Genomic DNA, 20,596 nt, shown 5'->3' on the forward strand with positions numbered 1-20,596 from the left:
GGGCCGCCGCGTGAAGCGTCAGCTCGCCGCGAGGTCCCGGTGGATGACCTTGGCGACGCCCTGGATGGTCGTGATGCCGTAGTTCATGGTGCTGTTGCCGTGCGTGAGCACCGTGATCATGTAGTCGTGGCCGCCGCCCTTGAACGCGCCGACGCTGTGCACCCGCCAGCCCTGGGTGGACCGCTGCAGCCAGCCGTTCTTGACGGCCACGGTGACACCGGACGGCACCCCGTACGGCGTGCCCCAGCGCTGCGAGGAGACGACCTGGCCCATCAGCTTCAGGATGTAGGCGCGGGAGTTGTCGCTGAGCACCGAGTTCCTGGCGGTGATGAGCTTGAGCAGCTTCTGCTCGTCGGTGACGGTGATCTGGGTCAGGCCCCAGTAGCCGTTGGCGCCCGGCTTGGTCTGGGTCATGCCGGCCGCGGCCAGGAAGCCCTTGATCTTCGTCATGCCCAGCTGCTTCCACAGCTTGCTGGTCGCGTCGTTGTCCGACTTGGTGATCACGGCCTTGGCGAGGGCCACCTCACGGTCGGTCAGATACCGGTCGTGCTTCTTCGCGTCCCACAGCAGCGTGGCCAGCACGGTCACCTTGACGACACTGGCGGAGTCGAAGGCGCTGGACGCCCGCAGGGTGCAGGTGGTGTTGGTGGAACGGTCGTACAGCCCGACCGCGATCGTGCCCTTGCGGTTGGCCAGGGCGGCCGTGATGTCCCTCTTCAGCTTGTCGGCCAGTCCCGCCCTGGCGGACGTGCAGCTGACGGTGGGCGCGGCCGCCGCGGCCGCCGCGGCCGCCGGGGTGGCGGCCGCGACGGACGGTATGAGGATGCCGGCCCCCACGCCGACCGCCAGGAGCGCTCTCGCACGCCTGGCGCCTGTCGTCTTCTTGCTCGATGTCCCGCTCGATGTCCCATGAGTCATGTCCTGTTGACCAACGAGCCCATGGGGAAGGTTGTACGCGGATGACCGCTGACGGCCTACTGTCCGGGGGACGGTTGCCCCGAAAGGCCGAGGCCGGTGTCCGGATCGGCACTACGGCGGTCCGGTTCCGGGTCGTCCTCGTCCCACGCGGGCCCGGCGAGTCGCGCGCCCCGGCTCTCCGCGACGCGACGGACATCGGCCAGCGCCTCGCGTATCCGGGCGAGCAGGAACCGGAGCTGGTCGGGCGTCACCCGCCGGTCGGCGAGCACGTCGTCCACGTGGCCGAGAAGGTCGGCCGCCATGCCGAGCTGGACCTGCTCGGCGGTGTCGGCCAGGCGGGAGAGCCTGCCGGTTCCGTCGGTGTCGAGGTAGCAGGGCTTGCCGCCTTCCCCGGTCCACGGCAGCAGCCGTACGCCCGTCCGGTGGGGGGCGCGGTTCACGACGCCTTCCCCCGGATGATCACCGTGCACTCCTGGGGGATTCCGCAGGACCCGAAGCCGATACCGGGTACGGCGACCCGGGGCGCCCTCTCCCGGGACGTGTACGGGCCGGTGTGACGGACCGTCGGACCGGCCACGACGACGCCCGGCCGGACCCGGCTCGTGTGGTGGCCCCGGCGGCGCAGCAGACGCGAAAGCGGCGTGCGCAAGAGGGTGATGGCGATACGGTGACTCATGTCGTCGACTCCTGCTGTTCGTTGATGACCACGCCCCCGGACCGGTCGCGCGGTCGCGGGGGTATCGCTTTGCGTAGCGATCAACTCACAGACTGAGACGAAGCGGGCTAGCCTCGCCAGAGGGTCGCGTGTGACCAGGCATTCGTCGCAAAGGAGTTGGCCATGAGCAGCACGTACGGTGACTGGCTGAAGCAGCAGCGGGAGGCGACGGGGCTGACCCAGCAGCAGCTGGCCGAGCGGGCGATCATGACGCGTTCGCACATCGCGCACATCGAGGCGGGGCGGCGGGTGCCGTCTAAGGAGGATGCTCGGCGGTTGGATGTGGCCTTGGGCACGGGCGATGTGCTGAGCAGCTTTCTGCCGCAGCGCGACGCAGCGGTCGAGGACTATTTCGAGGCGGCCAGACAGCTCGAACAACAAGCCTCGGCCATCCGTGAGTTCGCACCCATTTTCGTGCCGGGCATCCTGCAGACGGAAAGGTACGCACGCGCCCTGCTGAGCGTGGGGTACCCCCCTGTGAGCGAGCAGGAGCGTGACAAGCTCGTCGTCACACGGCTTGAGCGTGCCCGAATCCTCGCCGACCCGGTGACGCCTGTGGTGTGGGCCCTGCTGGACGAGGCAGTGCTACGACGCCCGGTCGGCAGTCCCGGAGTCATGGCCGAACAGCTCACTCACCTTGTGCGCCTGGCCGAATCCGATCGGGTACGCGTCCATGTGATGCCGTACGGCGTGGGCGCATACCAGGTCCTCAACAGCATGCTGACGCTGATGTGGTTCGAGGACCAGCCCCCGGTCGCCTACACCGAGGGCCTGCAGATCGGCAAGGTTCACGACTCCCCCGCCATCGTCGAGCGGCTCCAAGGCGCCTACCATCTCGCTTTGAGCGATGCGTTGTCGCTGCAAGAGTCACTCGCCCTGCTGAGGGTGACAGCGAAGGGCTACGGACACCATGACTGAGCACGCGATCCCGGGTGCGGACATACCGATGGGTTGGCGCAAGTCGTCCTACAGCGGAACCGAAGCCAACAGCTGCCTCGAAGTCCTCGACAACCACCCCGCCGGCGTCCCCGTCCGCGACTCCAAGGTCCCGCAGGGCCCGGCACTGCTCTTCTCCGCCGCGAACTGGTCGGCCTTCGTCGCCGCCGTCAAGGAGTCGGGGCGCCGGGTGAGCTGAACACCGGCACACCCCCGCACCGGAAGGGCCCCGACTCGTCGGGGCCCTTTTTCACGGCCAACTCGCGTCGACAAGCGCCGATTTGCGATTTCCCGTCACCTGATCGACACATTCAAGCCATCGACATCGCCGCATGTCCATGCCACTCTCCGGTTGCCGCCTCCATTCAACCCGCGTAGATGGGACACCCCACATGCTGGCGACACGCATAGCCCGCCGCTGGAGACCAGTGGCGCTGACGACGGCCGCCCTCCTGGTCGGCCTCACCCCCGCGCTCACCGCGACCCCGGCCGCCGCGACGACGACGCAGTACGACGACACGTACTACGCCGGCGCGGTCGGCAAGACCGGTACGGCGCTGAAGGACTCGCTCCACACGATCATCAGCGAGCAGAGCACGATCTCGTACTCGGCCGTCTGGAATGCCCTGAAGGTCACCGACCAGGACCCGAACAACAGCAACAACGTGAAGCTGCTCTACAGCGGCATCTCCCGCAGCAAGTCCCTCAGCGGGGGCAGCACCGGCAACTGGAACCGTGAGCACGTGTGGGCCCAGTCCCACGGCGACTTCGGGACCACCGCCGGACCCGGCACCGACCTGCACCACGTGCGCCCGGAGGACGTCCAGGTCAACTCCATCCGCGGCAACAAGGACTTCGACCACGGCGGCAGCGGCTTCACCAACTCCGGCGGCAGCCTGACCGACTCCAACTCCTTCGAGCCCCGTGACGCCGTCAAGGGCGACGTGGCCCGCATGATCCTCTACATGGCCGTCCGCTACGAGGGTGACGACAGCTGGCCCGACCTGGAGGCCAACGACTCCATCAACGGCAGCGTCCCCTACCACGGCCGCCTCTCCGTCCTGAAGCAGTGGAACGACGAGGATCCGCCGGACGCCTTCGAGGAGCGCCGCAACGAGGTCATCTACGCCAGCTACCAGGGCAACCGGAACCCGTTCATCGACCACCCGGAGTGGGTCGAGGCGATCTGGTAGGCGAGCCGGACCTCTCCGGTCGCCCTGAGTGCGCCAGAGGCCTCACCGGCCCCCGGCGCACTCGGCCACCACCTGTGCAGCGGAGTGACCCGCGCCGATCCACCGCCGTTGACCCGGCTATGAAGAAGATCAGCGCGCTCGCCGCGCTCACCATGGCAGCCCTCGTACTCGCCGGTCCGGCACACGCCGACGACGGCGACCGGGGCCGTATCAACATCGCCGGCTACTCCGGCGCCAACCTCTGCCGGCAGGCACTCGCGCTCGTCCCGTTGGCCGCGCCGTGGACCAGCCCCGCGGTGGACGACGCCTGCTACAACCGCGACCACGTCGACGACACGCGCGACTAGACGCTGAAGCGTCACCCCGTCAGGTGCGTGGGCGCGAACATCCGCAGCACCGCCGGGAGCACCACCACCGAAGGGCCCGGCGCGGACAGCGCCTTCGCCAGGTCGGACTCCAGCGTCTCCGGGGTCGTACGGACCCCGGGGACGCCGAAGGAAGAGGCCAGCGCCACGTAGTCCGGCCGCGTCAGTTCCGTCGCCGTCGCCATCGTCTGCCCGAAGGCGTCCGTCATGTACTCGCGCAGGATGCCGTAGCCGCCGTCGTCCACGATGAGCCAGGTGACGTTCAGGTCGTACTGGCGGGCCGTCGCCAGCTCGGCGATGGAGTACAGGGCACCGCCGTCGCCGGACACCGCGAGGACCGGGCGGGTCGGGTCCGCCACCGCCGCGCCGAGCGCGGCCGGGAAGCCGTAGCCGAGGCCGCCGGAGCCCTGGGCGGAGTGCATGTGGTTCGGGCCCTTGGCGTCGAAGGCCGACCAGGCCCAGTAGGCCAGGATCGTCATGTCCCAGAAGGACGGCGAATCGGCGGGCAGGGCCCGGCGCACGGACGCCAGCACCTCCTGCTCCAGGGTGAGTTCCTGGGCGGCGATGCGCTCGGTGACCTTCGCGAGCAGCTCCCGGACCCGGTCCGGAGCCGACGGGTCCTCGCGCCGCGTCACCGTCTCCAGCAGCGCCTGCAGGGCGAGACGCGCGTCCGCGTGGATGCCCAGCGCGGGGTGGTTGGCCTCCAGCTTGCCGAGGTCGGCCTCGATCTGCACGACCCGGCCGCGGGGCTTGAACGTGTGGTAGTTGGAGGAGAGTTCACCCAGTCCGGAGCCGACGACCAGGAGGACGTCCGCGTCCTCCAGGAAGTCCGTGGTGTGCCGGTCCTCGATCCAGGACTGGAGGGACAGGGGGTGCGTCCAGGGAAAGGCGCCTTTGCCGCCGGGGGTGGTGACGACCGGTGCCTGGAGTTTCTCGGCCAGTTGCCTCAGCTTGCCGGAGGCGTCCGCCCGCACCACTCCCCCGCCCGCGATGATCGCCGGGCGGGCTGCCCTGGAGAGCAGATCGGCGGCGACCGCCGTCAGTTCGGGGCGCGGCGGCAGCTCCTCCGGGAAGGCGTCGCCGCCCGTCACCACCGGGATCACCGTCTCGGCGAGCAGGACGTCCTGCGGGATCTCCACCCACACCGGCCCGTGCGGGGCGGTCAGCGCCGACTTCCAGGCGGCCTCGATCGCGGAGGGGATCTGGGACTGCGCACGGACGGTGTGGACCGACTTCACCACGCCCCTGAACGAGGCCGCCTGGTCGGTGAGTTCGTGCAGATAGCCGTGCCGGCCACCGCCCAGTCCCGCCGTCGGGATCTGACTGCTGATCGCCAGCACGGGGGCGGAGGCCGCCGCCGCCTCCTGGAGCGCGGCCAGGGACGTCAGCGCGCCCGGACCCGTGGAGAGCAGCAGCGGCGCCGCCTCACCCGTGATCCGGCCGTACGCGTCCGCCGCGAAACCGGCGTTGTTCTCCACGCGCAGGCCGACGTACCGCAGGTCGGACCGGCGCAGCGCGTCGAACATGCCCAGCGCGTGCTGTCCGGGCAGCCCGAACACCGTGGTCGCGCCGAGTCCGGCCAGCGTCTCCACGACCAGGTCTCCGCCGTTGCGGCCGGCCGGAGGGTTCAGGGCGGCGGCGGTCTGCGCATCGGTCGGGCGGAGCACCAGGTCGTGGTCGTGGGTCACTTGGCCTTGTTCTCCTCGCGGGCCTGGGCGATCTGGCGGGACATGATGGTGGTCAGTTCGTAGGCCGTGTGGGACGCGGCCACCGACGTGATCTCGGCATGATCGTACGCGGGAGCCACCTCGACGACATCGGCGGAGACGAGGTTGCAGGACGCCAGGCCCCGCAGGATCTCCAGCAGCTCCCGGGAGGTCATGCCGCCCGCCTCGGGGGTGCCGGTGCCGGGCGCGTGGGCCGGGTCGAGGCAGTCGATGTCGATGGAGATGTACAGCGGGCGGTCGCCGATGCGCTGGCGCAGCTGGTCGGCCACCTCGTCGGCGCCGCGGCGGTAGATGTCCGCGGAGGTGACGATGCCGAAGCCCATCTTCTCGTCGTCGGTGAGGTCCTGCTTGCCGTACAGCGGGCCGCGGGTGCCGACGTGGGAGAGGGCGGAGGTGTCGAGGATGCCCTCCTCCACCGCACGGCGGAAGGGCGTGCCGTGGGTGTACTCGGCGCCGAAGTAGGTGTCCCAGGTGTCGAGGTGCGCGTCGAAGTGGAGCAGGGCGACCGGGCCGTGCTTCTTGGCGACCGAGCGCAGCAGGGGCAGCGCGATGGTGTGGTCGCCGCCCAGGGTCATCAGGCGGGCGCCGGTGCCCAGCAGCTCGTCGGCGGCCGCCTCGACGGTCTCCACGGCCTCGTTGATGTTGAACGGGTTCACGGCGATGTCACCGCCGTCCGCGACCTGGGCAAGGGCGAACGGGGAGGCGTCCTGCGCCGGGTTGTAGGGGCGCAGCAGCCGGGACGCCTCGCGGATCGCGTTGCCGCCGAAGCGGGCGCCCGGCCGGTACGAGACGCCCGAGTCGAACGGCACGCCGACCACGGCGACGTCGGCGCGGCCGACCTCGTCGAGGCGCGGGAGCCGGGCGAAGGTCGCGGGTCCGGCGTACCGCGGGATGCGGGAGGAGTCGACGGGGCCGCGGGGCGTCTCGGTGCCGGTCATGGTGGATTGCCTTCTTTCCTGCGTGTGGTCGTGTGTGCGCTTCCGCGGTGGATCGCGGGTGGCGGGGGGCCACGGGCCAGTGGCTCACGGAGACGTCCGCGACGTCCGCCCGCGCCCGCGCGCTGCCGGGTCCGAATCGACAGTAGATGGCCGGAAAGCGGCTGCGAAGTGTACGTTTCATCCATCCGAGGCTGTGTGACTGGAGGAAGCGTCCATATGCCGGAGCCCGCCGTTCCGCCGACCCCGCCGGTGCCTCTGTCGGCCCTCCTGGCCCGGGAGGACCTGGGCCTGCGCCAGATCGCCGGTCCCAGGGGCGCGGACACGGTGATCCACTGGGCCCACACCTCGGAGATGACCGACCCCTACCCCTATCTTCTGGGCGGCGAACTGCTGCTGACGGCCGGCGTGCACATCCCGCAGGCGGCGGGGCAGGGGACGTACTTCGACGACTACGTCACGCGGATCGTCGCGGCGGGCGGCGCGGCGCTCGGCTTCGGGCTCGCCCCCGTCCACGACACGGTGCCCGGCGCACTGGTCACGGCATGCGAGACGTACGGCCTTCCGCTGCTGGAGGTCCCGCCGCGGACCACCTTCTCGGGTGTCGCCCGCGCGGTCTGGCAGCTGATGGCCCGGGCCCGGCTCGCCGAACTGCGCCGTGTGACGGAGGCCCAGCAGAGCCTCGCGGCGGCGGCCGCACGCCCGGACCCGGTCCGCGCCGTGCTGCGGCAGCTGGCCCGGCGGGTCGGCGGCCGGGCGGTGCTGTACGGACCGGAGGGCGCGGTGGTCGGGCAGGCGGGGCGGGAGCCGGACGCCGAGGTCCGGGAAGGGCTGGCGAGGCTCGCGGGTGTCGTCACCAGCAGGTCCTCCACCACCGCCACCGACACCACCACCTCCGGCACCCACCTCGCCGCCTACGCCCTCGGGGCCGGCCGGGGCTTCGTGCTCGGGGTCGCCGCGCCGCGCCGCGACACCGGCGACCACACCATCGCCTCCGTCGCCGCCGTGCTGCTCTCCCTCCTCACCGGCGAGCAGCAGAGCGGCTCCGGAGCGGCCCGTTCGGCGGCGCTCGTACGGCTGCTGCTGGGCGCCGAGCCGGAGACGGTCGCCCCGCTCCTGGGCGTCGACCGCCTGCTCGTGGTCCACGCCCGCCCCGACACCGCGCCCTGCGATCCGGTGGCGGCCTCGGCGCTGGGCGCGGCCCTCGGCTCCCCGATGGTCGACCTGGCGCCGGACGTCGTGCGCGTCCTCGTGCCGGCGGACCGCGAGCCGGCCGCGCAGCCCGGCTGGACCCTGGGTGTCAGCGCCCCCGCGGAGCCCCGGGAGTGGCCGGCCGCCGACGCCCAGGCGGCCCGAGCGCTGTCCCGGGCGAGGGCCACCCGCGCGCCCCTGGTCCGGCACGGCGCCCACCGCCCGGCCCTGACCGACCTGCTCTCCCCCGACGAGGCCCGCGCACACGCCCGGTCCCTGCTCGCGCCGCTCACCGCCCCGCTCACCGAGACCCTGCGCACCTGGCTCTCCCTGCACGGCAGTTGGGACCGCACCGCGGTGGCCCTGTCCGTCCACCGCAACACCGTCCGCCAGCGGATCGCCCGGTGTGCCGCGCTGCTCGACACCGACCTGGACGACCCGGACGTACGGATGGAGCTGTGGTTCGCGTTGCGGCACACGGAGCGGTGACGCGCACAGTGACGCGCATCGCACGCGCACCGGACGCCGACGTTCGGGCAGTTGTCTGCCTCACAATGGGAACCATGCCGATACCCGGGACACCCAGCCGCGCCGAACTCGTCGACCACCTCGTCAGTACCCGTATCGCGGGCGATGTCGCGACGCCCCGCGAGAACAACCTCTCCCACTACCGCCAGCTGGCGAACGGCAACCGCCACTACTGGCTCGGCCTGGAACTCGGCGACCGCTGGACCGACGAGCAGGACGTGCTCGCGGTGATGGCGGAGCGGGTCGGTGTGAACGACGACGCGGAGCACCGCCACGGTCAGGACACGATCGATCCCGAGCTGACCGTGGCCGCGCTGGAGCGGATGGCGGCCCGCCTGCGCAAGGCGGCGGACGGCGGGCAGCGCGTGCTGTTCGCCACCGGGCACCCGGGTGGTCTGCTGGACGTCCACCGCGCCACCGCCGCCGCGCTGCGCACGGCGGGCTGCGAGATCGTGGTGATCCCGGAGGGCCTGCAGACGGAGGAGGGGTACGTCATGCAGTTCGCCGACGTGGCGGTCCTCGAACACGGCGCCACCCTCTGGCACACCCACTCCGGTGAGCCGATGAAGGCGATCCTGACGGGGCTCGAACGCGAGGGACGCCCGCTGCCGGACCTGGTGGTCGCCGACCACGGCTGGGCGGGCTGTGCCGGGCAGCACGGCGTCGACTCGGTCGGCTACGCGGACTGCAACGACCCTGCGCTGTTCCTGGCGGAGGCGGAGGGAACCGTGCAGGTCGTCGTGCCGCTGGACGACCATGTGGTGAGCCCCCGCCACTACGACCCGATGACGGCGTTCCTGCTGGCGGAGGCCGGGCTGTCGTAGGTGTCGGAGCGCGGCGGCGCCTCCGCCTCGGCCGGATCCGTGGCCGGACGGGCCCGGCCCAGCAGCAGTCGCGGCCGTCCTCACCGACCCTTTAGGTCAAGTCTTCGTAAAATACGCGCATGATCATCGCTGCCGTGTCCGGCGCACCCGTCGGCGGAGTCGCCGGCTGGGCGGCCGGCCTCATGGAGAAGCTGGGCGGTCCGGGCGCCGGACTGGCCATCGCGCTGGAGAACCTGTTCCCGCCGCTGCCGAGCGAGGTGATCCTGCCGCTGGCCGGGTTCACCGCGAGCCAGGGCCGGATGGACGTCGTCGCCGCCGTCGTGTGGACGACCGCGGGTTCGGTGGTGGGCGCGCTGGCCCTCTACCTGCTCGGCGCGCTCTTCGGCCGGGAACGTCTGATCGCCGTGGCCGCCAAGCTGCCCCTGGTGAAGGTCGCGGACGTGGAGCGGACGGAGGCGTGGTTCCTCCGGCACGGCACCAAGGCCGTCTTCTTCGGCCGCTTCATACCGATCTTCCGCAGCCTCATCTCGATACCGGCCGGTGTGGAACGCATGCGGCTGCCCCTGTTCCTCGCGCTCACCGCGGTGGGCAGCCTCATCTGGAACACCGCCTTCATCTGCGCCGGCTACGCCCTCGGCGCCCGCTGGCACCAGGTCACCGACCTGGTGGGCCTGTACTCCAAGGTGATCCTTGCGCTCGTGGCGCCGGCCGTCGTCGGGTTCCTGGCCCTGCGGGTGCTCCGGTCGGGCAGCGGCCGACGCCGCGGCGGCGACCGGTCGGCCGAGCGTCCGACGGTCACCGTGGAAGAGCGGGAGGCGGTAGGGCGTTAGGGCGGACGGGCGGGGGACGGGCGATCAGCCGTCACCGCGGGACGCGGACCACGCCCTCCTGGATCACCGACACCGCCAGCTGCCCGTCCTGCGTGTAGATGCGGGCCTGTCCCAGGCCACGTCCGCCGTGCGCAGACGGCGACTCCTGGTCGTACAGGAGCCACTCGTCGGCCCGGAAGGGCCGGTGGAACCACATCGCGTGGTCCAGCGAGGCGCCGACCACGTCCCCGACGGCCCAGCCGCCCCGGCCGTGCGCCAGCAGGACCGAGTCGAGCAGGGTCATGTCGGAGACGTACGTGGCGAGTACGACGTGCAGCAGGGGGTCGTCGGCGAGCTTGCCGTTGGTGCGGAACCAGACCTGGGAGTGCGGTTCGCGCGGCTCGCCGAACCGGCCGTACGGCGGCTCGTCGACGTAGCGCAGGTCGACCGCCTGGCGTGCCTCCAGGAACCTCTCGACGACCGCCGGGTCGAGGTGGTCGTAGCCGCGCAGGCGCTCCTGGGAGGTGGGGAGCGACGCCGGGTCGGGCGCGGGCGGCATCGGGGTCTGGTGGTCCAGCCCCTCCTCGTACGTCTGGAAGGACGCCGACAGCGCGAAGATCGGCTTGCCGTGCTGGACCGCGACGACACGGCGGGTGGTGAAGGAGCGGCCGTCGCGCATGCGGTCGACGTTGTAGACGATGGGCGCTCCGGGGTCCCCCATGCGCAGGAAGTACGCGTGGAGGGAGTGGGCGTGCCGGTCCCCGGGGACCGTGCGCCCGGCGGCGACCAGCGCCTGGGCCGCGACCTGGCCGCCGAAGACCCGCGGGACGACGGCGGACCGGGACTGGCCGCGGAAGATGTTCTCCTCGATCTGCTCCAGATCGAGCAGATCGAGGAGATCCTGCAGTGCCTGGTTCATGGCACCTTTTCTCTTGACCGGTGACTTCGGGTCCTGCTGGCCGGTGACGCCGTGCCTTACAGGCCCATGTCCTTCGCGATGATCGTCTTCATGATCTCGCTGGTGCCGCCGTAGATCCGGTTGACGCGGTTGTCCGCGTACAGGCGGGCGATCGGGTACTCGTTCATGAAGCCGTACCCGCCGTGCAGCTGCAGGCAGCGGTCGATCACGCGGTGCGCGACCTCGGTGCAGAACAGCTTCGCGGAGGCAGCCTCGGCCGGGGTCAGCTCGCCGGCGTCGAGGGCCTCCAGCGCGCGGTCGGCGACGGCCTCGGCGGCGTCGACCTCGGCCTGGCAGGCGGCCAGCTCGAACTTGGTGTTCTGGAAGGCGGCGACCGGCTTGCCGAAGACGGTGCGCTCCTGCACGTACTGCTTGGCGAACCGCACGGCCGCCTTGGCCTGGGCGTAGGCGCCGAAGGCGATGCCCCAGCGCTCGGAGGCCAGGTTGTGGCCGAGGTAGTAGAAGCCCTTGTTCTCCTCGCCGAGGAGGTCCTCGACGGGCACCTTGACGTCGACGAAGGCCAGCTCGGCGGTGTCGGAGGTCTTCAGGCCCAGCTTGTCGAGCTTGCGGCCCACCGAGTAGCCCTCGGACTTGGTGTCCACGGCGAACAGGGAGATGCCGTGGCGGCGGTCCTCGGCCGTCGGGGCGGCGGTACGGGCGCAGACGATCACGCGGTCGGCGTGCACACCGCCCGTGATGAAGGTCTTGGCGCCGTTGAGGACGTAGTGCGTGCCGTCCTCGGAGAGCTTGGCGGTGGTCTTCATGCCCGCGAGGTCGGAGCCGGTGCCCGGCTCGGTCATCGCCAGCGCCCACATCTCCTCGCCGGAGACGAACTTCGGCAGGAACCGCTTCTTCTGCTCGTCGGTGGCGAGCATCTTGATGTACGGCAGGCCGAGCAGCACGTGCACGCCGGAGCCGCCGAACTGGACGCCCGCGCGGGCCGTCTCCTCGTACATGATCGCTTCGAACTTGTACGAGTCGATGCCGGCGCCGCCGTACTCCTCGTCGACACGGATGCCGAAGACACCGAGCTCGGCGAGCTTGTAGTAGAAGTCGCGCGGCGCCTGGCCGGCCGCGAACCACTCGTCGTAGACCGGGACCACCTCGGCCTCGATGAAGGCCCGGATGGTCTCCCGGAACGCCTCGTGATCCTCGTTGAACACCGTACGGCGCACGCCGTCCACCTCCACCGGTACATGTCTAAGCGCTTGCTCATTCAACCGTACCGGCGGGTAGGGAGCGGCGTCCAGGGTGGGGCGGCCGTAACGCTCGTCACTCTCCTGGTCTGCCGTACCGCCGGAATTCGGAGGTCTCGACCCTCCAGGGCCCGAACGGCACCGAGTCGCCGTAGATGTAGGCGTCCTTGCGCATGTAGCGGCCCCCGCACGGATCGGAGTGGACCTCGACGGTGCCGGTGCGGGGGTCGACGATCATGCAGTCGGCGATACCCATGGCCGGGTAGTCGGCCAACTTGTCGACGAAGTCGCCGGTCGGGCCGGCCGGCGAGAAGACCTCCACGACGGCCGGCACCTGCACCGCGTCGACGGCGAAACCCTCCTCGTCGAGCGCAGCCTCCGGAAGGACGACCGCGTCCGGGAGCCGCATACGGCCGAGCGCCGGGTCCTCGATCACAGGGCCCCTGACGCAGATGTGGCCGGGATGCGTACGGGGCAGCTGCTCGTCCAGTTGCAGACGGATACGCAGGACCGTGCCCGCGTGCCGCTTCGGCAGGCGCCTCATGGCCAGTACCGGGCCGGAGGAGCCGATCTCGACGCTCCACGCCCCTTCGAGCCGTTCGGCGTAGGAATCAAGACGCTCGGCGATCGCGCGCATCCTGGCGTAGTCCATTGCCACGGCCGCAGCGTACCCAGTGCGCACGGATGGGCGTGTCCGCGCGGCTCAGCCCTCCGCCGCCCCGAACGCCCCCCGCGCCATCCGGTGCAGCAGCTCCGCCGTGACCCCGCGCCCCGGCAGCGCCCCCGGACGGCCCAGGTGAGGGGTCGAGTTCAGCAGCCCGAACACCGAGTGCACGGCCGAGCGGGCCGTCGGTTCCGCCAGGTCCGGGTACACCTTCCGGACCACCTCCACCCACAGCTCGACGTACTGCCGCTGGAGCTGCCGGACGAGCTTGCGGTCGCTGTCGCGGAGGCGGTCCAGCTCACGGTCGTGCAGGGTGATCAGGGGGCGGTCGTCGAGGGCGAAGTCGATGTGGCCCTCGATGAGGGAGTCGAGGACCGCCTCGGGCGGCACCCCGTCGGCCTCCGCCAGCCGCCGCTTCGCGCCCGTCAGCAGCTGGCCGCTGATGCCGACCAGCAGCTCGGCGAGCATGGCGTCCTTGCCGGCGAAGTGCCGGTAGAGACCGGGCCCGCTGATGCCCACGGCGGCGCCTATCTCGTCGACGCCGACGCCGTGGAAGCCGCGCTCGGCGAAGAGCCGCGCGGCCTCCTTGAGGATCTGTTCGCGGCGGGTCGGGGCGTCGGTTCTGGTGGCCATGCAAGCAATTCTAGACAGGGAGGTTAGCGGTCGTTAACCTGATGGAAATGGTTAACGCTCATTAACAGTCGATCACTGGGTGAGGGGACCGCAGGATGCACGAGGCACCGGAGCTTGCGAGCGCGGCAGATCCCGCGTCGGAGGCATGGCGGGCCAATGAAGAGGCCCACCGGGCGCTGGTGGAGGAGCTGCACGGCAAGCTCGCCGCCGCCCGGCTGGGAGGCGGCGAGAAGGCGCGCGCCCGGCACACGGCGCGCGGGAAGCTGCTGCCCCGGGACCGGGTCGACACCCTCCTGGACCCCGGCTCCCCCTTCCTGGAGCTCGCTCCCCTCGCCGCCGACGGCATGTACGACGGGCAGGCCCCGGCCGCCGGTGTCATCGCCGGCATCGGACGGGTCAGCGGACGCGAGTGCGTGATCGTCGCCAACGACGCCACGGTCAAGGGCGGCACGTACTACCCCATGACCGTGAAGAAGCACCTGCGCGCGCAGGAGGTGGCTCTGGAGAACCGCCTGCCGTGCGTCTACCTCGTCGACTCCGGCGGCGCCTTCCTGCCCATGCAGGACGAGGTGTTCCCGGACCGCGAGCACTTCGGGCGGATCTTCTACAACCAGGCCCGGATGTCGGGCGCCGGGATCCCGCAGATCGCCGCGGTCCTCGGGTCGTGCACGGCGGGCGGCGCGTACGTCCCCGCGATGAGCGACGAGGCCGTCATCGTCCGCGATCAGGGCACGATCTTCCTCGGCGGCCCCCCGCTGGTGAAGGCCGCCACCGGCGAGGTCGTCACCGCGGAGGAGCTGGGCGGCGGCGAGGTCCACTCCCGGGTGTCCGGCGTGACCGACCACCTCGCCGAGGACGACGCGCACGCGCTGCGCATCGTGCGCAACATCGTCGCGACCCTGCCCGCGCGCGGGGCGCTCCCCTGGGAGGTCACGCCCGCCGCGGAGCCGAAGGTCGACCCCTACGGCCTGTACGGCGCCGTGCCCGTGGACTCCCGCACCCCCTACGACGTCCGCGAGATCATCGCGCGCGTGGTCGACGGCTCGCGCTTCGCGGAGTTCAAGGCCGAGTTCGGCCAGACACTCGTCACCGGCTTCGCCCGGATCCACGGCCACCCGGTCGGCATCGTCGCCAACAACGGCATCCTGTTCTCCGAGTCCGCCCAGAAGGGCGCCCACTTCATCGAGCTGTGCGACCAGCGCGGGATCCCGCTGGTCTTCCTGCAGAACATCTCCGGGTTCATGGTCGGCAAGGACTACGAGGCCGGTGGCATCGCCAAGCACGGCGCCAAGATGGTCACGGCGGTGGCCTGCACCCGGGTGCCGAAGCTGACGGTGGTGGTCGGCGGGTCGTACGGCGCCGGGAACTACTCCATGTGCGGCCGGGCGTACTCGCCCCGGTTCCTGTGGATGTGGCCGGGCGCCAAGATCTCCGTGATGGGCGGCGAGCAGGCCGCCTCCGTCCTCGCGACCGTCAAGCGGGACCAGTTGGAGGCGCGCGGCGAGTCGTGGCCCGCCGAGGAGGAGGACGCCTTCAAGGCGCCGATCCGCGAGCAGTACGAGCGCCAGGGCAACGCCTACTACGCCACCGCCCGGCTCTGGGACGACGGGGTCATCGACCCGCTGGAGACCCGTCAGGTGCTGGGCCTGGCCCTGACCGCCTGTGCCAACGCGCCCCTGGGTGACCCCCAGTTCGGCGTCTTCCGGATGTGAGGGGGACGGAACCCATGTTCGACACAGTGCTCGTGGCCAACCGGGGCGAGATCGCCGTACGGGTCATCCGTACGCTCCGCTCGCTGGGCGTGCGCTCGGTGGCCGTCTTCTCCGACGCCGACGCCGACGCACGGCATGTACGCGAGGCCGACACGGCGGTACGGATCGGTCCGGCGCCGGCGTCCGAGAGCTATCTGTCCGTGGAGCGGCTGCTGGAGGCGGCCGCACGCACCGGCGCCCAGGCCGTGCACCCGGGTTACGGATTCCTCGCGGAGAACGCCGACTTCGCGCGCGCCTGCGCCGACGCCGGCCTCGTCTTCATCGGACCGCCCGCCGACGCCATCTCCCTGATGGGCGACAAGATCCGCGCCAAGGAGACGGTGAAGGCGGCCGGGGTCCCGGTCGTGCCCGGGTCCAGCGGCAGCGGGCTCACGGACGCCGAACTGGTGGACGCGGCCCGGGAGATCGGCATGCCCGTGCTGCTCAAGCCCTCCGCGGGCGGCGGCGGCAAGGGCATGCGCCTGGTGCGGGACGCGGTGGTGCTCGGGGACGAGATCGCCGCCGCCCGCCGTGAGGCCCGCGCCTCCTTCGGCGACGACACCCTCCTCGTCGAGCGGTGGATCGACCGTCCCCGGCACATCGAGATCCAGGTCCTGGCCGACGGCCACGGAGGCGTCGTCCACCTCGGTGAGCGCGAGTGCTCCCTCCAGCGGCGGCACCAGAAGATCATCGAGGAGGCGCCGTCCGTCCTGCTGGACGAGGCCACGCGCGCGTCGATGGGCGAGGCCGCGGTCCAGGCGGCCCGCTCCTGCGGCTACCGGGGCGCGGGCACGGTCGAGTTCATCGTCCCCGGCGGTGACCCGTCGTCGTACTACTTCATGGAGATGAACACCCGGCTCCAGGTGGAGCACCCGGTCACCGAGCTGATCACCGGGCTGGACCTGGTGGAGTGGCAGCTTCGGGTCGCCGCGGGCGAGCCGCTGCCGTTCACGCAGGACGACGTCCGGCTCACCGGCCACGCGATCGAGGCCCGGGTGTGCGCGGAGGACCCCGCGCGCGGGTTCCTGCCGTCGGGCGGCACGGTCCTCAGGCTGCGCGAGCCCCAGGGCGACGGCGTGCGCACCGACTCCGGGCTCAGCGAGGGCACCGAGGTCGGCAGCCTGTACGACCCGATGCTGTCCAAGGTGATCGCGTACGGCCCGGACCGGGCGACGGCGATCCGCAGGCTCCGGGCGGCGCTCGCCGAGACGGTCACGCTGGGCGTGCAGACCAACGCCGGGTTCCTGCGGCGCCTGCTCGCGCATCCGGCGGTCGTCGCGGGCGAGCTGGACACGGGCCTGGTGGAGCGCGAGGCGCCCGACCTGGTCACCACGGACGTTCCCGACGAGGTCTACGAGGCGGCGGCGGCCGTACGGCTGGAGGCGCTGCGCCCGAAGGGCGACGGCTGGACGGACCCGTTCTCGGTGCCGAGCGGCTGGCGGCTGGGCGGCGTCGCGAAACCGGTCGCGTTCCCGCTGCGGGTGCAGGAGCCCGTGGAGTACGTCCCGCGCGGCACGCACACCGTCACCCCGGACGGCGTGTCGGTCCTGCTGGACGGCGTCCGCCACACCTTCCACCGGGCCGGCGACTGGCTCGGCCGCGAAGGTGAGGCCTGGCACGTACGCGACCACGACCCGGTGGCCGCGTCCCTGACCGGTGCCGCGCACGCGGGCGCCGACTCCCTGACCGCGCCGATGCCCGGCACGGTGACGGTCGTGAAGGTCGCGGTCGGCGACGAGGTGAGCGCGGGTCAGAGTCTGCTGGTGGTCGAGGCGATGAAGATGGAGCACGTCATCTCCGCGCCGCACGCCGGGACGGTCGCCGAGCTGGATGTGGCGCCGGGCGCCACGGTCGCCATGGACCAGGTGCTCGCGGTCATCGAGCCGGTGGAGGAGGAGCGATGACGCTGCCCATGACGGTGCCGGCACCGAACCTGCCCGCCCGGGTGCGGATCCACGAGGTCGGCGCGCGCGACGGCCTGCAGAACGAGAAGTCGAGCGTGCCGACCGAGATCAAGGCGGAGTTCGTGCACCGGCTCGCCGAGGCGGGGCTGACGACGATCGAGGCCACCAGCTTCGTCCACCCCAAGTGGGTGCCCCAGCTCGCCGACGCCGAGCGGCTGTACCCGCTCGTCAGCGGCCTGGAAGGCGTGCAGCTGCCCGTCCTGGTCCCCAACGACCGCGGTCTGGACCGTGCCCTGGCCCTCGGTGCCCGGCGGGTCGCCGTCTTCGCCAGCGCCACGGAGTCCTTCGCCAAGGCCAACCTCAACCGCACACTGGACGAGTCGCTGGCGGTGTTCGAGCCGGTCGTGGCGCGGGCGAAGGACGAGGGCCTCCATGTCCGCGGCTATGTGTCCATGTGCTTCGGCGACCCGTGGGAGGGCGCGGTCCCCGTCCCCCAGGTGGTGCGTGTGTGCAAGGCGCTGCGGGACATGGGCTGCGACGAGCTCAGCCTCGGCGACACGATCGGGGTCGCCACGCCCGGTCATGTGCGCGGGCTCCTGTCCGCCCTCGACGCGGAGGGTGTGCCGACCGGCGTCGTCGGCGTCCACTTCCACGACACCTACGGCCAGGCGCTGGCCAACACCTACGCCGCCCTGGAGCACGGTGTCACGACCGTCGACGCCTCCGCCGGCGGCCTGGGCGGCTGCCCCTACGCCAAGTCCGCCACCGGCAACCTCGCCACGGAGGACCTCGTGTGGATGCTGCGGGGCCTCGGCATCGACACCGGAGTCGACCTCGGCCGCCTCGTCGCCACGAGCGCGTGGATGGCCGAACAACTGGGCCGACCCAGCCCGTCCCGCACCGTCCGAGCCCTCTCCCACAAGGAGCACTGAACAGCCATGAACCACCGTCTCTCCCCCGAACTGGAGGAACTGCGCCGCACGGTGGAGCAGTTCGCGCACGATGTCGTGGCGCCGAAGATCGGCGACTTCTACGAGCGTCACGAGTTCCCGTACGAGATCGTCCGGGAGATGGGCCGCATGGGCCTGTTCGGCCTGCCGTTCCCCGAGGAGTACGGCGGCATGGGCGGCGACTACCAGGCCCTCGGGGTGGCGCTGGAGGAACTGGCCCGCGTGGACTCCTCGGTCGCCATCACCCTGGAGGCGGGCGTCTCGCTCGGTGCGATGCCGATCCACCTCTTCGGCACCGAGGAGCAGAAGCGGCAGTGGCTGCCGAAGCTGTGCTCCGGCGAGATCCTCGGCGCCTTCGGGCTCACCGAGCCGGACGGCGGCTCCGACGCGGGGGCGACCCGGACGACGGCCCGGCTCGACGCGGAGACGAACGAGTGGGTGATCAACGGCACGAAGTGCTTCATCACCAACTCGGGCACGGACATCACGGGCCTGGTCACCGTCACGGCGGTCACCGGCCGCAAGCCCGACGGAAGGCCGCTGATCTCCGCGATCATCGTCCCGTCCGGCACAAAGGGCTTCACGGTCGCCGCCCCCTACTCCAAGGTCGGCTGGAACGCCTCCGACACCCGCGAGCTGTCCTTCTCCGACGTCCGGGTCCCCGCCGCCAACCTCCTGGGCGAGGAGGGCCGTGGCTACGCCCAGTTCCTGCGCATCCTGGACGAGGGCCGGATCGCCATCGCGGCGCTGGCGACGGGCCTGGCGCAGGGCTGCGTCGACGAGTCGGTGAAGTACGCCAAGGAGCGCCACGCCTTCGGCCGCCCCATCGGCGCCAACCAGGCGATCCAGTTCAAGATCGCCGACATGGAGATGAAGGCGCACACGGCGCGCCTCGCCTGGCGCGACGCCGCCTCGCGCCTGGTGGCCGGGGAGCCCTTCAAGAAGGAGGCGGCCCTGGCGAAGCTGTACTCCTCGACGGTGGCGGTGGACAACGCCCGGGACGCCACGCAGATCCACGGCGGCTACGGCTTCATGAACGAGTACCCCGTCGCGCGCATGTGGCGGGACTCCAAGATCCTGGAGATCGGCGAGGGCACCAGCGAGGTGCAGCGGATGCTGATCGCGCGGGAGTTGGGGCTGGCGGGCTGACGCCTACGGAACGCGCGAGGCCCAACTTTGCCTGAATGAAAGGAAGTTGGGCCTCGCAGGCTGAGACGCCAGGCTTCACAGGGTGGGCACACTTGGGAAAGCAAGGCCCCCGCCACTGGACATCAGCTCAGGTTAGGCTAACCTACCTTCGAATTGTCCGCGGGTGATCCGCCCTGTTCGAAAGCAGCGTAGCCATGTCCAACGCCAGAGCCACCCACCTCTCCCGCCGCGGCATCCTCGCCGCCGGCGGCGCCCTCGGCCTCGGGGCCGTGCTCGCAGCCTGCGGGGACGGCGACGCGAAAAACGGTGGTTCGGACGACGCCACGACGGCTGCCAAGTCCGGCCCCTGGACGTTCAAGGACGACCGCGGGACCACCGTGAAGCTCGACAAGGTGCCCACGAAGATCGTCGCCTTCGTCGGCGTCGCGGCCGCCCTGTACGACTACGGCATCGAGATCAAGGGCGTCTTCGGGCCCACCAAGACGCAGGACGGCAAGGCCGACGTGCAGGCCGGCGACATGGACGTCAGCAAGCTGACCGTCTTCGGCAACGTCTGGGACCAGTTCAACGTCGAGAAGTACGCGGCGTTCGCCCCCGAGGTCCTCATCTCCACGACCTTCGACAGCGCCGGCACCCTCTGGTACGTCCCCGAGGCCTCCAAGGACAAGATCGCCAAGCTCGCCCCGAGCGCGGCCATCTCCGTCTACGACCGCCAGCTGACCAAGCCGCTGGAGCGGATGTGGGAGCTGGCCGAGTCCCTCGGCGCGGACCTGAAGGCCGACAAGGTCGCCCAGTCCAAGAAGGACTTCGAGGCGGCGGCGGAGCGGCTGCGCAAGGCCGCGAAGGCCCGCCCCGAGATCAAGGTGATGGCCGGTTCCGCGAGCCAGGACCTGTTCTACGTCTCCGGCACCAACCTCTCCATCGACCTGGAGTACTTCAAGGCCCTCGGCGTGAACTTCGTCGAGCCGCCGGAGAGCGCCAAGAAGCAGGGCGGCGGCTGGTTCGAGTCGCTGAGCTGGGAGAACGTCGACAAGTACCCGGCCGACATCATCATGATGGACGACCGCTCCTCGACCATCCAGCCGGCCGACATCACCGAGGCGACCTGGAAGAAGCTGCCGGCGGTCAAGGCCGGGCAGGTCATCGCCCGTTCGCCCGAGCCGATCCTCTCGTACGCCAAGTGCACGCCGCTGCTCACCAGCCTCGCCGAGGCCATCGAGAAGGCCAAGAAGGTCAGCTGACCAGGCCCC

At 71.1% G+C, this 20,596-nt stretch carries 21 protein-coding genes; 12 read left to right on the top strand and 9 right to left on the bottom strand.

Annotated elements, in window-relative coordinates; genetic code table 11:
* Positions 1-18: 18 nt before the first annotated feature.
* From ACWCPI_RS15320 to ACWCPI_RS15330, 3 genes are read right to left on the bottom strand one after another with little or no spacing between them, the layout of a single operon-like run.
* On the bottom strand, positions 19-918 hold the full coding sequence (locus ACWCPI_RS15320) for a serine hydrolase (protein ID WP_451038578.1): 900 nt from the start codon (positions 916-918) through the stop codon (positions 19-21).
* 56 nt (positions 919-974) lie between these two features.
* Positions 975-1,358 carry a hypothetical protein gene (locus tag ACWCPI_RS15325; RefSeq protein ID WP_451038579.1) on the bottom strand — a complete coding sequence of 128 codons (384 nt, stop codon included), beginning with the start codon at positions 1,356-1,358 and terminating at the stop codon, positions 975-977.
* Entirely contained in the window at positions 1,355-1,594 is a 240-nt protein-coding gene (locus tag ACWCPI_RS15330; RefSeq protein ID WP_451038580.1) for a hypothetical protein, read from the bottom strand. Before ACWCPI_RS15330 ends, ACWCPI_RS15325 begins: the two co-directional genes overlap by 4 nt.
* Before the next feature lie 162 nt (positions 1,595-1,756).
* Here ACWCPI_RS15330 and ACWCPI_RS15335 point away from each other — a divergent pair, with 162 nt between their 5' ends.
* From ACWCPI_RS15335 to ACWCPI_RS15350, 4 genes are all read left to right on the top strand, one after another.
* Positions 1,757-2,551, top strand: a complete 795-nt coding sequence (locus ACWCPI_RS15335) for a helix-turn-helix domain-containing protein (protein ID WP_451038581.1) — start codon at positions 1,757-1,759, stop codon at positions 2,549-2,551.
* Entirely contained in the window at positions 2,544-2,768 is a 225-nt protein-coding gene (locus ACWCPI_RS15340; RefSeq protein ID WP_451038582.1) for a DUF397 domain-containing protein, read from the top strand. The genes ACWCPI_RS15335 and ACWCPI_RS15340 overlap by 8 nt, the downstream gene beginning before the upstream one ends.
* A gap of 193 nt (positions 2,769-2,961) precedes the next feature.
* Complete coding sequence (locus tag ACWCPI_RS15345) at positions 2,962-3,762, top strand: endonuclease I family protein (protein ID WP_451038583.1); 801 nt, start codon at positions 2,962-2,964, stop codon at positions 3,760-3,762.
* A gap of 119 nt (positions 3,763-3,881) precedes the next feature.
* Positions 3,882-4,109, top strand: coding sequence for a hypothetical protein (locus ACWCPI_RS15350; protein WP_451038584.1), 228 nt, complete (start codon positions 3,882-3,884; stop codon positions 4,107-4,109).
* An 11-nt stretch (positions 4,110-4,120) separates the two neighbouring features.
* Here ACWCPI_RS15350 and ACWCPI_RS15355 read toward each other — a convergent pair whose 3' ends face one another.
* Together ACWCPI_RS15355 and speB are read right to left on the bottom strand one after the other, a co-directional pair.
* Positions 4,121-5,815 carry a thiamine pyrophosphate-binding protein gene (locus ACWCPI_RS15355; RefSeq protein ID WP_451038585.1) on the bottom strand — a complete coding sequence of 565 codons (1,695 nt, stop codon included), beginning with the start codon at positions 5,813-5,815 and terminating at the stop codon, positions 4,121-4,123.
* On the bottom strand, positions 5,812-6,792 hold the full coding sequence (speB, locus tag ACWCPI_RS15360; RefSeq protein WP_451038586.1) for an agmatinase: 981 nt from the start codon (positions 6,790-6,792) through the stop codon (positions 5,812-5,814). Before speB ends, ACWCPI_RS15355 begins: the two co-directional genes overlap by 4 nt.
* Positions 6,793-7,008: 216 nt before the next feature.
* Here speB and ACWCPI_RS15365 point away from each other — a divergent pair, with 216 nt between their 5' ends.
* The 3 genes from ACWCPI_RS15365 (at position 7,009) to ACWCPI_RS15375 (ending at position 10,162) form a co-directional block, all read left to right on the top strand.
* Positions 7,009-8,469 (top strand): PucR family transcriptional regulator ligand-binding domain-containing protein, encoded by a 1,461-nt coding sequence (locus ACWCPI_RS15365; protein ID WP_451038587.1) that lies wholly within the window; start codon positions 7,009-7,011, stop codon positions 8,467-8,469.
* 74 nt (positions 8,470-8,543) lie between these two features.
* Positions 8,544-9,332 carry a phosphatase gene (locus ACWCPI_RS15370; RefSeq protein ID WP_451038588.1) on the top strand — a complete coding sequence of 263 codons (789 nt, stop codon included), beginning with the start codon at positions 8,544-8,546 and terminating at the stop codon, positions 9,330-9,332.
* A 182-nt stretch (positions 9,333-9,514) separates the two neighbouring features.
* Positions 9,515-10,162 carry a DedA family protein gene (locus ACWCPI_RS15375; RefSeq protein WP_451038782.1) on the top strand — a complete coding sequence of 216 codons (648 nt, stop codon included), beginning with the start codon at positions 9,515-9,517 and terminating at the stop codon, positions 10,160-10,162.
* 31 nt (positions 10,163-10,193) lie between these two features.
* On the opposite strand, the gene tesB is transcribed toward ACWCPI_RS15375, so the two are convergent.
* The 4 genes from tesB to ACWCPI_RS15395 all read right to left on the bottom strand — a co-directional run bounded on the left by tesB (position 10,194) and on the right by ACWCPI_RS15395 (position 13,592).
* Positions 10,194-11,060 carry an acyl-CoA thioesterase II gene (tesB, locus tag ACWCPI_RS15380; RefSeq protein WP_451038589.1) on the bottom strand — a complete coding sequence of 289 codons (867 nt, stop codon included), beginning with the start codon at positions 11,058-11,060 and terminating at the stop codon, positions 10,194-10,196.
* A 56-nt stretch (positions 11,061-11,116) separates the two neighbouring features.
* Positions 11,117-12,274, bottom strand: coding sequence for an acyl-CoA dehydrogenase family protein (locus tag ACWCPI_RS15385; protein ID WP_451038590.1), 1,158 nt, complete (start codon positions 12,272-12,274; stop codon positions 11,117-11,119).
* A 97-nt stretch (positions 12,275-12,371) separates the two neighbouring features.
* Complete coding sequence (locus ACWCPI_RS15390) at positions 12,372-12,947, bottom strand: Uma2 family endonuclease (protein WP_451038783.1); 576 nt, start codon at positions 12,945-12,947, stop codon at positions 12,372-12,374.
* A gap of 51 nt (positions 12,948-12,998) precedes the next feature.
* Complete coding sequence (locus ACWCPI_RS15395) at positions 12,999-13,592, bottom strand: SACE_7040 family transcriptional regulator (RefSeq protein WP_451038591.1); 594 nt, start codon at positions 13,590-13,592, stop codon at positions 12,999-13,001.
* Between the two features lie 95 nt (positions 13,593-13,687).
* On the opposite strand from ACWCPI_RS15395, the gene ACWCPI_RS15400 reads away from it, so the two are divergent.
* The 5 genes from ACWCPI_RS15400 (at position 13,688) to ACWCPI_RS15420 (ending at position 20,587) form a co-directional block, all read left to right on the top strand.
* Positions 13,688-15,304 carry a carboxyl transferase domain-containing protein gene (locus ACWCPI_RS15400; RefSeq protein WP_451038592.1) on the top strand — a complete coding sequence of 539 codons (1,617 nt, stop codon included), beginning with the start codon at positions 13,688-13,690 and terminating at the stop codon, positions 15,302-15,304.
* A 14-nt stretch (positions 15,305-15,318) separates the two neighbouring features.
* Positions 15,319-17,247, top strand: a complete 1,929-nt coding sequence (locus ACWCPI_RS15405; RefSeq protein ID WP_451038593.1) for an acetyl/propionyl/methylcrotonyl-CoA carboxylase subunit alpha — start codon at positions 15,319-15,321, stop codon at positions 17,245-17,247.
* Positions 17,244-18,179: a hydroxymethylglutaryl-CoA lyase gene (locus tag ACWCPI_RS15410; RefSeq protein WP_451038594.1), complete on the top strand. Its 936-nt coding sequence runs from the start codon at positions 17,244-17,246 to the stop codon at positions 18,177-18,179. Before ACWCPI_RS15405 ends, ACWCPI_RS15410 begins: the two co-directional genes overlap by 4 nt.
* Positions 18,180-18,185: 6 nt before the next feature.
* Positions 18,186-19,346: an acyl-CoA dehydrogenase family protein gene (locus tag ACWCPI_RS15415; RefSeq protein WP_451038595.1), complete on the top strand. Its 1,161-nt coding sequence runs from the start codon at positions 18,186-18,188 to the stop codon at positions 19,344-19,346.
* Positions 19,347-19,540: 194 nt separating this feature from the next.
* The gene (locus tag ACWCPI_RS15420; RefSeq protein ID WP_451038596.1) at positions 19,541-20,587 is read left to right on the top strand and encodes an ABC transporter substrate-binding protein; all 1,047 of its coding nucleotides are present in this window, start codon (positions 19,541-19,543) and stop codon (positions 20,585-20,587) included.
* Positions 20,588-20,596: the final 9 nt, after the last annotated feature.

Source organism: Streptomyces sp. NPDC001920 (genome assembly GCF_053594495.1).

Excerpts from the sequence above, each read along its gene's own strand:
- ACWCPI_RS15320 (WP_451038578.1), bottom strand. The coding sequence starts at position 918 with ATGACTCATGGGACATCGAGCGGGACATCGAGCAAGAAGACGACAGGC.
- ACWCPI_RS15330 (WP_451038580.1), bottom strand. The coding sequence starts at position 1,594 with ATGAGTCACCGTATCGCCATCACCCTCTTGCGCACGCCGCTTTCGCGT.
- ACWCPI_RS15335 (WP_451038581.1), top strand. The coding sequence starts at position 1,757 with ATGAGCAGCACGTACGGTGACTGGCTGAAGCAGCAGCGGGAGGCGACG.
- ACWCPI_RS15340 (WP_451038582.1), top strand. The coding sequence starts at position 2,544 with ATGACTGAGCACGCGATCCCGGGTGCGGACATACCGATGGGTTGGCGC.
- ACWCPI_RS15345 (WP_451038583.1), top strand. The coding sequence starts at position 2,962 with ATGCTGGCGACACGCATAGCCCGCCGCTGGAGACCAGTGGCGCTGACG.
- ACWCPI_RS15350 (WP_451038584.1), top strand. The coding sequence starts at position 3,882 with ATGAAGAAGATCAGCGCGCTCGCCGCGCTCACCATGGCAGCCCTCGTA.
- speB (WP_451038586.1), bottom strand. The coding sequence starts at position 6,792 with ATGACCGGCACCGAGACGCCCCGCGGCCCCGTCGACTCCTCCCGCATC.
- ACWCPI_RS15365 (WP_451038587.1), top strand. The coding sequence starts at position 7,009 with ATGCCGGAGCCCGCCGTTCCGCCGACCCCGCCGGTGCCTCTGTCGGCC.
- ACWCPI_RS15370 (WP_451038588.1), top strand. The coding sequence starts at position 8,544 with ATGCCGATACCCGGGACACCCAGCCGCGCCGAACTCGTCGACCACCTC.
- ACWCPI_RS15375 (WP_451038782.1), top strand. The coding sequence starts at position 9,515 with ATGGAGAAGCTGGGCGGTCCGGGCGCCGGACTGGCCATCGCGCTGGAG.
- tesB (WP_451038589.1), bottom strand. The coding sequence starts at position 11,060 with ATGAACCAGGCACTGCAGGATCTCCTCGATCTGCTCGATCTGGAGCAG.
- ACWCPI_RS15390 (WP_451038783.1), bottom strand. The coding sequence starts at position 12,947 with ATGGACTACGCCAGGATGCGCGCGATCGCCGAGCGTCTTGATTCCTAC.
- ACWCPI_RS15395 (WP_451038591.1), bottom strand. The coding sequence starts at position 13,592 with ATGGCCACCAGAACCGACGCCCCGACCCGCCGCGAACAGATCCTCAAG.
- ACWCPI_RS15400 (WP_451038592.1), top strand. The coding sequence starts at position 13,688 with ATGCACGAGGCACCGGAGCTTGCGAGCGCGGCAGATCCCGCGTCGGAG.
- ACWCPI_RS15405 (WP_451038593.1), top strand. The coding sequence starts at position 15,319 with ATGTTCGACACAGTGCTCGTGGCCAACCGGGGCGAGATCGCCGTACGG.
- ACWCPI_RS15410 (WP_451038594.1), top strand. The coding sequence starts at position 17,244 with ATGACGCTGCCCATGACGGTGCCGGCACCGAACCTGCCCGCCCGGGTG.
- ACWCPI_RS15415 (WP_451038595.1), top strand. The coding sequence starts at position 18,186 with ATGAACCACCGTCTCTCCCCCGAACTGGAGGAACTGCGCCGCACGGTG.
- ACWCPI_RS15420 (WP_451038596.1), top strand. The coding sequence starts at position 19,541 with ATGTCCAACGCCAGAGCCACCCACCTCTCCCGCCGCGGCATCCTCGCC.